This is a genomic window from Paraburkholderia sp. GV068 (genome assembly GCF_003058125.1).
In the GTDB taxonomy this organism is placed as follows: Bacteria; Pseudomonadota; Gammaproteobacteria; order Burkholderiales; family Burkholderiaceae; genus Paraburkholderia; species Paraburkholderia graminis.
In genome coordinates, this window is record NZ_QBUB01000025.1 from 1 (window position 1) to 14957 (window position 14957).

The window sequence follows — 14957 nt, forward strand, 5'->3', positions numbered from 1 at the left end:
CACAGCGCCGTCGGAATCCGCGCGAATGTCACTTGCCGTTTCACCAGCCGTTCGCTCAGGCTTTGCAGATCCCACGGCTGCATCCCGCGCATTTCCACCGTCGCGCCGCGCAACAGCGCGGGCAGCGTTTCGTGCAACGCGACGTCGAAATTGATCGTCGATGAGTGGAGCACTGTATCGTCGTCGCTGATTCCGTAGGTTGTGAGGAAGTCCCGCAGGTGGGTCCATAACGCGCCGTGGCTCACGCCCACACCCTTCGGTCTGCCGGTCGAGCCCGAGGTGTACAGCACGTAGGCGAGCTGGTCGGGGTGCAGCGCGATGTCGGTGTGGTTCGCTGACTCCGGCTCCATCAGTGACTGCGAACCCACGTCCAGTACTTCACATTCAGCAAGCACCTCCGCCACCCGCGCCGCGCTCGCCGCATCCGCCACCACCTGCACGATCCCGGCATCGCCGATCATCTGCGCGAGGCGCGCGGCCGGGTAATCCGGGTCGAGCGGCACGAACGCACCACCGGAGCGAATAATCCCAAGCAACGCCGCGATCAGCGCCGGCCCTCGCGCGACACACAATCCCACGCGCCGCTCAGCACCGACACCTCGCGCGATGAGCCGCGAAGCAATTGCCGCCGACCACGCATCGAGCTCCGCATACGTGAGCGACTCATCTTCACAGCGCAGCGCAATCGCCTGCGGCGTACGCTTTGCCTGCGCCGCAAGCGCCATCCCAAGCGACTCGAACGCATAAGACGTCAGCGGCTTCGCTTCACGCTGCAAAGGCAACGTCAACGACCCAACCCGTCGCTCCACATCATCGACCATCTGCACAATCACCGCTTCGTACTGCGCTTCGATCCGCTCCACGGTCTCGCGGTCGATGCGCTCGCCGTCCCACGCCCATTCGAGCGAAAGCGCCTGCCCGCGCGGAATGATCGCGAGCGCGAGCGGGTAATGCGTCGGGTCAATTGAATCGACGGACGCGACCTTCAGGCCCGCATCGCCGTTTCGAGCGGCATCGACGGGATAGTTTTCGAACACGACGATGCTATCGAACAGCGCATCGCCGCTGCGCCCGCTCCACTGCTGCACGCGCGCGAGCGGCGTGTGTTCGTGCTGGCGCAGCTCGGTCAGTTCGCCTTGCAGTTTGCGCAACCATGCGCCGAGTTCAGCGCTCGCGTCCACATCGACGCACACCGGCAACGTATTGATGAACAGCCCGAGCATCCGTTCGACGCCCGGCAGATGCGCCGGCCGTCCCGCGAACGTCGTGCCGTAAGCGACGCCGCGCCGATGTCCATAGCGCGCGAGCAGCACCGCCCACGCGCCCTGCATCAGCGTATTGAGCGTGATCTCGTGACGACGCGCCGTCGCCTGCAAGCGCGCGACGAGCGTTTCGTCGAGCGCGCGGCGCCGCGCATGCGCGCCGGGCTCGGCCGCGCGCGGTTCGCCGAGACTCGCGGTGAGCGTCGCGGGATCGTCGGCGCGCGCGGCCCACGCGCGCCACCATGTCTCGGTCGCGGGATCGTCGGCGGCCTCGCGAATCCATTCGACGTACTGACGATATGGCGGCGCCGTTTCGAATGCCGCAGCAGCACCGCTCGCGCGCATCCGATAATCGCGCAGAACTTCGGCGAACAGCAGCGACACGCTCCAGCCGTCGAGCAACAGATGATGGTGCGTCCACACGACGTCGGCGGTGTGCGCGTCGCGAACGAAGAGCGCGATGCGCATCAGCGGCGCGGCGTCGGGCGCAATGCCATCGGCGAGGTCGCGCGCGCGCCACTCGGCGAGACGCGCGTCGTAGTCCGCGGCGGCTGACCAGTCGTGCGTCTCGAACGGCAGTGCGATCTTGCGATGGACGATCTGCATCACCGCACCGCCGTGCTGCCACGCGAAAGCCGTGCGCAAAATCGCGTGACGTTCAAGCGCGGCCTGCCACGCGGCCTGCATCGCGGCGACGTCGAGCGCGCCGGACAGCGTCGCGCGCATCTGATTCAGATACGCGCCCTGCCCCGCGTCGGCGAGCGTGTGATAGAGCAAGCCGGCTTGCAGCGGCGTCGCCGGATACACGTCCTCGATATGCTCGGGCGTGAGGCCGAGCGCGCGCCACAAATCGGACGATGACGAACCGTTCGCGCCAGGCACGGCGTCCGCAGCCGTGGTGGACGTGAACGTGGACGTCGATGTCGACCCCGACTCAGCGGCCAACGGTCGCGCCGCGCGCGCGAGCTGCTGCACGGTCGGCGCTTCGAACACCATGCGCGGCGTGACCAGAAAACCGGCATCGCGTGCCTTCGAGACGATCTGCAGACTCAGAATCGAATCGCCGCCGATCACGAAGAAATTGTCGGTCACGCCAATGTCGTCGCGCCTCAGCACCGCGCGCCAGACGGTCAGCAAAGCAGCCTCGGCAGGCGTCGATGCGGCGACGGCTTGCGCGGCGTTGGCGACGTCCTCGGGCGCAGGCAACGCGCGTCGGTCGAGCTTGCCGTTGGGCGTCAGCGGAAAGCGCTCCATCTCCACATACGATGACGGCACCATGTGCGCCGGCAAGCGCGCGGCAAGCCATGTCTGCCAGCGCGCGATGTCGCGCGTATGCGGTTCTTCGCGCGGCACGATGTAAGCGACGAGGCGCTGGTCACTGGCGTTTGCGTTCGCACCGCCGCCCGACACCAGCACCGCAGCCTCGCGCACTTCGGGATGCGCAAGCAGTGCGGACTGGATCTCTCCCAGTTCGATCCGGAAGCCGCGGATTTTCACCTGATCGTCGTTGCGGCCCATGTATTCGAGGTCGCCATCCGGCAGCCGTCGCGCGAGATCGCCTGAGCGATACAGACGCGTGCCAGGTGCGCCGTATGGATCGGGCACGAAGCGTTGTGCGGTCAACTCGGCGCGGCCCTGATAGCCGCGCGCGAGACCCGCGCCGCCTACATACAGTTCGCCCACCGCGCCCACTGGCACGCGGTTCATATCGGCATCGAGCACATGCAGCGTGAGATCGTCGAGCGGCGCGCCGATCACGCTGCGGGCATCGCGCAACGCTGGCTCATCAAGCGCGCGATGCGTGACGTGAACCGTCGTCTCGGTGATGCCGTACATGTTCACGAGCGTCGGCAGTACGCCCTTGCGACGCGCGCCGTCGGCCCATCGCGCGAGCGATGCGGGCTCGAGACGCTCTCCGCCGAAGACCACCACGCGCAGTGAATCGAGCGTGTTGTCATCGTCGGCGTGCGTCAGTTGCGTGAATGCCGAGGGCGTCTGGTTCAGCACCGTCACGCGCTCTTTGCGCAGCAGCGCATGAAACGCCGCGGGTTCGCGTGCGCTCCAGTGCGGCACGATTACGAGCCGTGCGCCATGCACGAGTGCGCCGAAGATTTCCCATACTGAGAAGTCGAATGCGTACGAATGGAACAGTGTCCAGACGTCGGATGAATCGAATGCGAAGCTCGATTGCGTTGCGTCGAAGAGGCGTGCGATGTTTTCGTGTGTGATGCCCACGCCCTTTGGCACACCCGTCGAGCCCGAGGTGTAGATCACGTAGGCAAGCTGTTGCGGACGCGGATACATCGCGACGTCGAGCGGCTCATCATTCTGCAACGCATCGCGCAACGCTAGAGCATCAAGCGTCGGCCGCGTGCCGAACAACGCCGCATGCTGCGCGAGACTCGGCGCATCGGTGACGATCAGACGCAACTGCGAGTCATCGACGATATGCGCAAGGCGCTCCGCCGGATACGACGGATCGAGCGGCACATACGCCGCGCCCGCGCGGAGCACGCCGAGCAACGACGCAACCAGCGCCGTCGAGCGCTGCATCGCGACACCTACGCGCACTTCCGCTCCCGCGCCGAGACGAATCAACTCCTGCGCAATCGCGCCCGACCACGCATCGAGTTGCGCATACGTCACCTCTTCATCGCCATCGACGAGTGCAACAGCGTCAGGCCGCGCGTGTGCCTGCGCAACAATGCGCGCAGTCACCGGCTCGTATGCAAACGCGGCGGGCATACAACGCGCCGCGTCGTCACGCAACTCACGCAATTCGAACGACGCAAGCCTTCCCTGCGGCGCCGCGCTCCACTGCTCGAGCAATCCCGTGAAATTGTGCGCGAGCCGTTCGATAGTCGACGCGTCGAACACATCGGTCGCGTAGGTGAACGTCAGGTCGATCGCGTCGCGGGCACTCTCAGCGATGTTGAGCATCAGATCGAACTGCGCCTCGCCGTTGTCGACTTCCTGCAGCGACACGCGCAACCCATCGCCAAACGATGCCATCAGATTGTGGCGCTGCTGCTGATTCACGAGCACCTGAAAAAGCGGCGTGTGCGTGAGATCGCGCTCGGACTGCACCGCCTTGACGACGCTCGCAAACGGCACGTCCTGGTTGGCATATGCGTCGAAGAACCGCTCGCGCACATCGTCGATGAGTTGCGCCGCGCGCATCTCGCCGCGCGGCGCGGTGCGAATCACGACGGTGTTGACGAAAAAGCCCACGACGTTCGCCGTATCCGGCGAATCGCGGCCCGCGAGCGGCACGCCGATGCGAATGTCGGATTGGCCCGAGTATCGATAGAGCAACGCGTCGAACGCAGCGAGAAGCGTCATGAAGAGCGTCGCGCGATGCGTGCTCGCGAGCGCGCGCAGCGCATTCGCGGTGGCGGCCGGCACGCGTGTGCGATGGCGCGCGCCAGGCGCGCGGCGCGTGCCGGTGCGAACGCGGTCGTAGGGTAGCGCGAGCGTCGCGGGGGAATCGTCGTCGGTGGCGAGCGTGGTGCGCCACCATGCGAGTTGTTCGGACTCGCGCTCGGGTGTGAGTTGCGCGGCGCGTGCGGCGACGATGTCGCGATAGGCAGCCGCTGATTCGGCTGCGTCGTTCGCATCGTTAGTGGCGGGTTCGACGGAACCCGTGAGCGCTGCCGCGCAATGCTCGCGATACAGACGCGAGAAGTCGGCGAACAACAGGCCGATCGACCAGTCGTCGCTAACGATGTGATGCAGCACCAGATGCAGCGCGTGACGATTTTCGTCGATGCGCACAAGCGTTGCGCGGACGGGCGGCTCAGCGGTGAGATCGAAAGGGATGCGGGCGAGCGCTGAGAGACAATCGGCCAGTGCTTTGTCGCCGGCGTTGTCTGTGTCATCGGACGCGGACTTCTCTTCTGTCGGCGGCAGTTCGAGCAGGTGGATCTCGCTGTGGCTCGCGGCGTCGATATGTTGAAACGGAACGCCCTCTACTTCGGCGAAACGCATTCGCAGTGCGGGGTGTCGTTGGGTCAGCGCGCGGAACGCGGCACGCAACGCATCGACATAGAGGCGGCCGTCAAAACGCAGCGCACCGTTCACGTGGTATGCCGCGCTTTGCGGGTCGAGCTTCCATAAAAACCACAGGCTTTGCTGGGATGGCGATAGAGGGATCGGTGCGGTTAGGGTGGATTGAGTGGGTGTGTTGGTGAATAGTTGTTCTGTGGTGGCTGGCACTGCGCGCGCATCAGACGAACTGGTGTCCACAGTAGCAATAAAAGCGCCGACTACTTCCGACGCCTGCGCCAGCGCATCACCGCTGAAAATTTGCGCGCCGCGCAGCAGCGTCGCAAAGTCGTCGAGCCGCGGATGCTCGAATAACGCGCGCAATCCTGGCGCATCGCCGAAGGCCGTCCGCACCGCCGATACAACGCGCACCGCCAGCAGCGAATGCCCGCCGAGCAGGAAGAAATCGTCGAGTGCGCCGACACGCTCAACCCCGAGCACCTGTTGCCAGATCGCTGCAAGCCGCGCCTCGGTTTCGTCGCGCGGGGCGACGTAAGATGCACGGCCCTTTGCGTTGGCGACGTCCTCGGGTCCGGGCAACGCGCGTCGATCAAGCTTGCCGTTGGGCGTCAGCGGAAACCGCTCCATCTCCACATACGATGACGGCACCATGTGCGCCGGCAAGCGCGCGGCAAGCCATGTCTGCCAGCGCGCGATGTCGCGCGTATGCGGTTCTTCGCGCGGCACGATGTAGGCGACGAGGCGCTGGTCACTGGCGTTTGCGTTCGCACTGCCGCCCGACACGAGCACCGCAGCCTCGCGCACTTCCGGATGCGCAAGCAGTGCCGACTGAATCTCTCCGAGCTCGATCCGGAAGCCGCGGATTTTCACCTGATCGTCATTGCGGCCCAGGTATTCGAGGTCGCCATCGGGCAGCCGTCGCGCGAGGTCGCCCGAGCGGTATAAACGCGCGCCCGGCGCACCATACGGATCGGGCACGAAGCGTTGTGCGGTCAACTCGGCGCGGCCCTGATAGCCGCGCGCGAGACCCGCGCCGCCTACATACAACTCGCCCACCGCGCCCATCGGCACGCGGTTCATATCGGCATCGAGCACATGCAGCGTGAGATCGTCGAGCGGCGCGCCGATCACGCTGCGGGCATCATGCAGCGCTGCGTCATCGAGAGTGCGATGCGTGACATGAACCGTTGTCTCGGTGATGCCGTACATGTTCACGAGCGACGGCAGCACACCCTTGCGACGCGCGCCGTCCGCCCATCGCGCCAATGACGCAGGCTCGAGACGCTCGCCGCCGAAGATCACCACGCGCAGTGAATCGAGCGTGTTGTCATCGTCGGCATGCGTCAGTTGCATGAACGCCGAGGGCGTCTGGTTCAGCACCGTCACGCGCTGTTCGCGCAGCAACGTATGAAAGGCCGCGGGTTCGCGTGCGCTCCAGTGCGGCACGATTACGAGCCGTGCGCCATGCACGAGCGCGCCGAAGATTTCCCATACCGAGAAGTCGAATGCGTACGAATGGAACAGGGTCCAGACATCGGCTGCATGGAATGCGAAGCGGGATTGTGTTGCGTCGAACAGGCGTGCGATGTTTTCGTGTGTGATGCCTACGCCTTTTGGTGTGCCCGTTGAGCCCGAGGTGTAGATCACGTAGGCAAGCTGTTGCGAATGCGGATAGATCGCGACGTCGAGCGGCTCATCATTCTGCAACGCATCGCGCAACGCTAGAGCATCAAGCGTCGGCCGCGTGCCGAACAACGCCGCATGCTGCGCGAGACTCGGCGCATCGGTGACGATCAGACGCAACTGCGAGTCATCGACGATATGCGCAAGGCGCTCGGCCGGATACGACGGATCGAGCGGCACATAAGCGGCACCCGCGCGCAACACGCCGAGCAGCGATGCAACCAGCGCCGCCGAGCGCTGCATCGCGACACCTACGCGCACTTCCGCTCCTGCGCCGAGGCGAATCAGCTCACGCGCAATCGCGCGCGACCACGCATCGAGCTGCGCATAGGTCACCTCTTCATCGCCATCGACGAGTGCAACAGCGTCAGGCCGCGCATGCGTCTGCGCAGCAATGCGCGCGGTCACCGGCTCGTAGGCAAACGCCGTTTTAGCAACGGCGACAGAATCCGCAGCAAGACCACTCGTCAAATCACGCAGCCGCACATCGGTGCCATTGCTGTCGACAAGCGCCTTCGCGATCCCATCCAGCATCCGCTCGAAATATTCGGCGACGCGTGCAACGTCTTCCGCCGGCACACGCGCCGCATGCCGATGCCACTCGAGCCTCAGTGCATCGCCGCCGCCGACGTGACGCGGCGCGACGACCAGCATCAGCGGAAAATGACTGCGGTTGTGCGCGTCGACGGCGCGCACGCGCGGCACGCCGCCGATCGCATCGAGCGCGTCGTCGAGCGGATAGTTTTCGAACACGATCAGGCTGTCGAACAACGCATCGACGGTCGAGTCCGCCCACTGCTGCAAGCTCGCGAGCGGCGTGTGCTCGACTTCGCGCAACTCCGCGTTATGCCGCTGCAACGCGGTGAGCCACGAGCGCAACGGCGCATCGGATTTCACATCGACCCACAGCGGCAAGCTGTTGATGAAGAGACCGACGATCGACTGCGCATTCGGCAGATCCACGGGCCGACCGGACACGGTCATGCCGAATGCCACTTGCGTGCGCCCCGAAAAACGCGCGAGCACGAGCGCCCACGCTGCCTGCACGAGCGTGTTCAGCGTGACCTGTGCACGCTGCGCGGCGCGCTTCAGGCGCGCGTGTGAGTCGCCGTCGACTTCGCGGATCAGTGCTTGCGCCACCGAACCGTCGACACCGTTCGACGACGATGACCGCAACGCACTGCCGAGCGCGTCGGCAAGGCGCGCTGGGTCATCGCGCGTCGCGAGCCGTGCGCGCCAGAACGCCTCGGTGTCGGGTTGGTTGCGCAGCCAGTCGACGTAATTCGCATACGGCGCGCCAGGCGACGCATCGGCCGCACGGCCTGCGTCGAGCGCGGCGTACGCGCGCGCCACTTCGGTGACGACCTGCGCGGTGCTCCAGCCGTCGGTCAGCGCATGATGGTGAGTCCACAACAGATCGTGCGCGCCGTCGGGACGCTCGAATACATCGACGCGCATCAGCGGCGCGACGCCCGGCTCGAAACCACGCGCGACGAGCGCCGTCCGCGCGGTTTCATATGCGTCGTCGTACTGAGCATTTATCGACGTGGTATCCGACGAACCAGGCGCAACAGGAACGATGCACGCATGGACTTCGAACGGCATACGTACGTGCCGCTCGACGACTTGCAACGGCTCGCCGCCAGCAGGCCACACGAAACGCGTGCGCAAAACCGGATGACGCGCGATCACCGCGTGCCACGCCGCGCGCATCGTGTCGAGGTTCAGCGCGTCGATCGTCAGACGCAATTGCGATACGTACATGCCGGGCTCGCCGTCGAGCATCCCGTGAAATAGCAGACCCTGCTGCATTGGCGTGGCCGGATAGACGGCCTCTACTGACTCGCGGGAGGCGCCGGCTTGTGCGAACAAGAGGTCGTCGCCGGCCGCGAGTTGCGCGGTGGGCGATGGATGTGTGGTGGCGTTCGTGGCTTGCGCTGCCGCGATTGGGGTGGCGTTGGTTGCGTTGGTTGCGTTGGTTGCGTTGGTTGCGTTGGTTGCGTTGGTTGCGTTGGTTGCGTTGGTTGCGTTGGTTGCGTTCGTGGCGCTGCTGGCGTTGTTGCCGGCGTTGGTGCCGACGCGAGTACCCACGAAGTCATACGCAGACGCACCGCCCGATGCGCCAACGCTTCCCCCACCGCTCGCCTGCATGCCCGCCCCAGCATTCGCACTCGCATTCCCCACCACCGCCACCGCGACCCGCGCCGCGGCCTCGATCGTCGGATAGTCGAACATCTGCTTCGGCGTCAGCTTGAGCCCTGCGCTGCGCGCCTTCGCGATGATCTGCAAGCTGAGAATCGAATCGCCGCCGATCTCGAAGTAGTTGTCCGTTACGTCGATGTCCTCGCGTTTCAGCACACGTTTCCAGATCCCGGCAAGCGTGCGCTCGGTGTCGTTGCGCGGCTCGACGCGCGCGGCATTCGCGGCCTCGTGTTCGCGCGGCGCGGGCAACGCGGCGCGATCGATCTTGCCGTTCGCGGTGAGCGGCAACGCGCCGAGCACTTGCAGCGACGACGGCACCATATAGTCGGGCAGTTCCGCGGCGAGACGCGCGCGGATCGCGTCAACGTCGAGCGCCTCGGCGGAACTCAGATAGGCGACGAGGCGCGGCGCGCTGCTGGCCGCGCCCTCGCTATCCGTGTGCGCGATCACGACCGCGTCGCGCACGCCATCCTCGGCACGCAGACGCGCCGCGATCTCTTCGGGCTCGACACGAAAGCCGCGGATCTTCACCTGGTCATCGAGACGGCCAAGAAACGCGAATTCGCCGTCCGGCAGACGGCGGCTGCGGTCGCCCGTTCGATAAAGCCGCGTGCCCCGACCGTCGGGGTCGGGCACGAAGCGCTCAGCCGTCAGCGACGGCCTGTTCAGATAACCATACGCGACACTCGCGCCGCCGATGCACAGCTCGCCCGCCGCGCCCTTCGGCACCGCGTTGCCGTCAGCATCGACGATGCGTGCGTCGACGTGCGCGAGCGGATGCCCAAGCGGCAACGTCGCCGCGCGGCTTTGCGCGCCGCAGCGCGTGAGCACGCCGACAGCCGTCTCTGTCGGCCCGTAGTGATTGATCAACCGGCATTCGGGACGCAGCGTCGCGATGCGCTCGGCAAGACGCGTCGGCGCGGGCTCGCCGCCCATCACGAGGCAACGGCGCGGCAGCACGCGCTCGGGCAACTGCGCCTGCAACAGCGCGTCGAGATGGCTCGGTACGATCTTTAGGAGCTCGACGGAATGCGTGTGCATGTAGACGGCGAAGGCATCGGGATCGGCGGCGATGTCGGCATCGATCAGATGCAGCGTCCAGCCGTGCCAGAGCGCGCCGAACAACGACGTGTGGCCGAGATCGGCGGCAGGCGTCGACAGATATGCGGCGCTCGCGATGTCCCCGGGCAGCCGCTCGGAGACGCCGCGCAGATATGCAGCGAGCGCGGCATGGCTTTGCACGACGCCCTTCGGGCGGCCAGTGGAGCCCGATGTGTAGATCACGTAGGCGGGCCAGACGAGGATGCCGTCGTTGAGTTGCGGATAGGCGGCGGCATCGCCGAGATGAGCGGCGAGTGCGGCGCTGTCAGTAGCGTCGCGTAGCGTGTGTGGGTTCAGCGTCGCGATGCCGTCGGGTAGCCATGAGGGCGCGGCTGACTTTGGTGTGGCGTTAGCGTCCGAGTTCGTGGCGGCAGTTGTAAAGAGATTCGTTGAAGCGTTCGCTGCGGGCTTCGTTGCAATGTCGGCTACGGCGCTCGCTGCCGTCTTCGTTGCAATGTCGGCCACGGCGCTCGTTGCCGTCTTCGATGCAATGTCGGCCACGGCGTTCGCTGCGCGATGGACCGTGACATTGGCCACATCATCGAAGCCCGCATCGCTCGCTGCGCTAACCACTGCGTCCAAAGCCCCGCCCATCACAACCACCCGCGCGCCGCAATCCTCAGCCTGCCAGCGCAGCCGCGCTTGCGGCGACGCCGGATCGAGCGGCACGTAACACGCGCGCAATCGCCACACAGCCAGTATCGCCGCGACGAGCGCCGAGCAGCGCGGTAGCGCGAGCACCACGCGGTCTCCCGGCCGCACGCCCTGGTCGGCGAGCGCCGCGGCAAGCCGCCCCGACCACGCCCACAAATCGTGCCACGAAAGCGGCCCGTCGCTATCGACAAGCGCAACGGCGTCAGCCCGTTCGATGGCAAACCGCGCGACGCGGGCGGGCAGGAAATCGGTATCGAAATGGATGGCTTGCATGGTGTCCGTGAAGAATGCAGATGTATTCAGATGTCTGACGCCCGCGCGCGTAAGCGCGGGCCGAGATGAGTCGATGCGCGTCGACACGCGATAAGCAGCGCGCTCAGAACGCGTACGCGCCCGCAACCGGCGACGCGCTGTTGGCCGCTTCTTCGTCATCAAGACGCAATTCGCCGATCGCGCAACGCGGCGTGTCCACGACCTGTTCGAGCAGCGAGACGTAGTGCCGCGCGAACTGCGCGACGAACGCATCGTCGTAAAGCTCGGCCGCGTACGCGAACACGCAGCGCAGTCCGTGGTCGCCCTCGCGCAGCACGTCGAGCGCGAGTTCGAAGCGCGCGTCGCTTGCGTCCGCATCGATCAACGCGCAATGCACGCCATCGAGGTCGAGCGCGGTGTCGAACTCGTCGTGCAGCACGAACTTGATCTGCGCGAGCGGACTGCCGCCCGCGCGGCGCCCCGAGTGCAACGCGGCCACGACGCGCTCGAACGGCACGTCGGCATTCGCCTGCGCGTCGATGCTGTCGTCGCGCACTTCGCGCAGCAATGTGGCGAACGGCTTCGCGCCCTTCACCGACGCGCGCATCGCGAGCGTGTTGACGAAGAAGCCGATCAGCGGCTCCGTTTCCAGCCGGTCGCGGCCGGCGACGGGCACCGCGATCGCCACGTCCTGCGCGCCGCTGTAGCGCGAGAGCAGCGCGGCAAACGCGGCGAGCAGCACCATGAACAACGTGGCGTTTTCCGCGCGCGCAAGCGACTCGAGACGGCTCGCAAGCGCAGCCGGAATGTGTGCGCCGACGCGCGCGGCGCGAGGCTCATAAGGACGGCCGCGTTCGTGCAGGGTCGGCAGATCGAGCAAAGTGTCATAGCCCGCGAGACGGCCGCGCCAGTAGTCAAGCTGCGCGTCGAGTTGCGCGCCGCCGTGGATCGCGAAACGCTCGCGCTGCCACGCGGCGTAATCGGCGTATTGGATCGCTAACGCAGGCAGCGCGTTTAGTGCCTGCTCCGCGCCCTGCTGCGCCGCGCGATAACAAGCAGCGAAATCGCGCAGCAGCACATTGATCGACCAACCGTCCCCGACGATGTGATGCATGACGAAATGCAGTACATGTCGCTCATCGTCGCGGATGAACAGCGTCGCGCGAAACAACGGACCGCGCGTCAGATCGAACGGCTCGCGGGCAAGGCGGCGCAATTGCGCGTTGAAGGCGTCGTCGGTTAGGTTGCGTGCGTCGACGGTTTCCCAATGCCATGCGTTGCGAACAGCCGCCAGGTCTTCTACGGGCGCAATCAGTTGACGCGGCGCGTCGCCGCTATCGTCAAAACGCGTGCGCAACATCTCATGACAATGCACCAGCGCATCGAGCGCGCTTTGGACGGCGTCGCCGTCGAGCGGACCGCCCATCGCGAGTGCGGCCGAAATGTTGTACGCGGGACTATCCGGGTCGAATTGCCACAATACCCATAGACGTTCCTGCGGCAACGAGAGCGGCGCCTCGCCGCGCTCGCCTTCAGCGCGGCGCGTGAGAGCGGCAACCGTTGATGTGTCCTGCGACGGGGCGGCCCAGCGCTTATCTAGCGCATCCGCCAGAACACAAAGCTTCGGATGGCTAAACAACAGGCCAACCGGCACTTCGTGCCCGAACTGCGCGCGCAACCGCGACGCAACCTTCGCGGCCAGCAGCGACCGCCCGCCGAGCGCGAAGAAATCATCCGATGCGCAAGGTGTCGGCACGTCGAGCACCTCGCTCCACACGCGGGCGATAACTTCCGCGGTCGGCGTTAATGCACCGTCCTTCGTGTTTGAAGCGAGTGCATCCGTCCCGGCACCTTGCGTCGGCGCAATTTTCGCATCACGTACCGCAAACGGCACCAACGCACCGCTTTGCCATGCTGCAACGCACGCGCTGCGCTGCAGTTTCCCGCTCGAAGTACGCGGCAGATCGCCGGGTTCGAGCAGTAGAATCAACGCGGCTTCGTACTGAAATGCGTCACCGAGCGCGGCCGCGATCGCATCGAAAATCGTCTCCGGCGACACCTGCCGCGTTCTGCCACGCGGTACTTCCGCCGCGACGCCGATCGCTTCGGCGCCATCCGCTCCTTCAACCGGAAACGCGGTGATGCGCCCACGGCGCAGCCACTCGACGCGATCCGCGAGCATTGTTTCGAGATCCTGCGGATACACGTTCTCGCCGCGCAGCACGATCATGTCCTTGCGCCGTCCGCAAAAAAACAACTGACCGCCGTCGACGAAACCCAGGTCGCCGGTGCGCAGCCAGCGTCCGCGGAAACCGGGCGCGTCGTCGAGAAACACAGCGGCTGTGGCCTCCGGGTTTTGCCAGTAACCGTGCGTGATGCTCGGGCCGCCGCACCATATCTCGCCGATATGCCGTTCCGGCAAGCGCTCGCCTGTGCGCGGGTCGACGATTGCAAGCTCGTGACCGAACGCCGTCACGCCGCAACCGACGACGGCCTTGCTGTCGTCATCCCTCTCGTTGTTCGAAGCGACGGCGCGCGCAATCGGCGACGGCTGCGCGAGCGCCGATGCCGAAAAGCGCGTCTCGGGCGAACCTGTGCCGACCTCAACGCCGGTCAGAAACAGCGTTGCCTCAGCGAGCCCATAACAGGCGTACATCGCGCGTGGATCGAGACCGTGCGCGCTGAAGCGCGCGGCGAAACCGTCGAGCGTCGTCTGGCGAATCGGCTCCGAGCCGCAGAACGCCACACGCAGCGACGACAGATCGAGTCCCGCAAGCTGCGCATCGCGCACGCGGTCCGTGCAGAGTCGATACGCGAAGTCGGGACCGCCCGTGACGGTCGCGCGTTCTCGTGCGATACCGGCGAGCCAGCGCGCCGGCCGCTCCAGAAAATGCAGCGGCGAAATCAGCGTGACCTGGAAGCCGCACAGCACCGGCATCAGCACGCTGCCGATCAGTCCCATGTCGTGATAAAGCGGCAGCCACGAGAACATGCGGTCGCCGGCGCGGCAACCCATGCCGCGCGACATCGCGCTCACGTTCGCACATAAGTTGGCATGACTAACGATGACGCCTTTCGGCGACGCGGTCGAACCGGACGTGTATTGCAGGAACGCGACCGCATCGGGTTCGGCGCGCTCGATGCGAAAGCCGTCGTCGCTGCTTTCGTCCGGCGACACGAGCGTCGCGCCGTTCAAGCCCGGCTCGTGATTCAACGCTGCAAGCGACGCCTGCGATGCGCGCTCGACCACCGCGATGCGCGCCATGCAGTCACCCGACATGCGCCGCAGCCGTTCGATATGTCCGCTTTGCAGCGCTTCGGCCGGATACGCGGGAACCGCGATCATTCCCGCATACTGGCAGGCGAAGAACGACACGACGTAATCGAGCCCGCTCGGCAGCATCAGCAGCACGCGGTCGTTCGGCGCACCATGTTGGCGAAGGACCGCGGCAAGACGCCGGGCGCGCGCATCGAGCGCTGCGTAGGTGAGCTCGTGCGCGTCGGTGTCGCCGTCGACGAGAAAGCGCACTGCCAGTTGATCGGGGCGCTCGGCAACATGCAGCTTCATCACCGAGACAAGGTCGTTCGCGGGAGCCGCCGCGGTCTGGAACGGCGCGTCATCGAATGCCGCCGTATTGCTTACCGCGTGTTCGTGAGCAGCGCAATTCGCCGCGTGCTTGTCCGCGCCATCGTGGCGCGGCGTATTGATAACAGACATCCTCGCCTCCCGAGATTTGCCGCGCGCCGCGCGGCCGTCGTCGCGCTGGACCGCATCGCGCGGCGCACAGCGATCGCCGC

General features: G+C 65.9%; 2 protein-coding genes. Both read right to left on the reverse strand.

The window, feature by feature from the left end:
* A partial coding sequence (locus C8K18_RS30940; protein ID WP_181325350.1) for a non-ribosomal peptide synthetase occupies positions 1 to 11180 on the reverse strand: 11180 nt, incomplete at its 3' end.
* Positions 11181 to 11283: 103 nt separating this feature from the next.
* Complete coding sequence (locus tag C8K18_RS30945; protein ID WP_107710854.1) at positions 11284 to 14877, reverse strand: condensation domain-containing protein; 3594 nt, start codon at positions 14875 to 14877, stop codon at positions 11284 to 11286.
* Positions 14878 to 14957 lie beyond the last annotated feature (80 nt).

Excerpts from the sequence above, each read along its gene's own strand:
- C8K18_RS30945 (WP_107710854.1), bottom strand. The coding sequence starts at position 14,877 with ATGTCTGTTATCAATACGCCGCGCCACGATGGCGCGGACAAGCACGCG.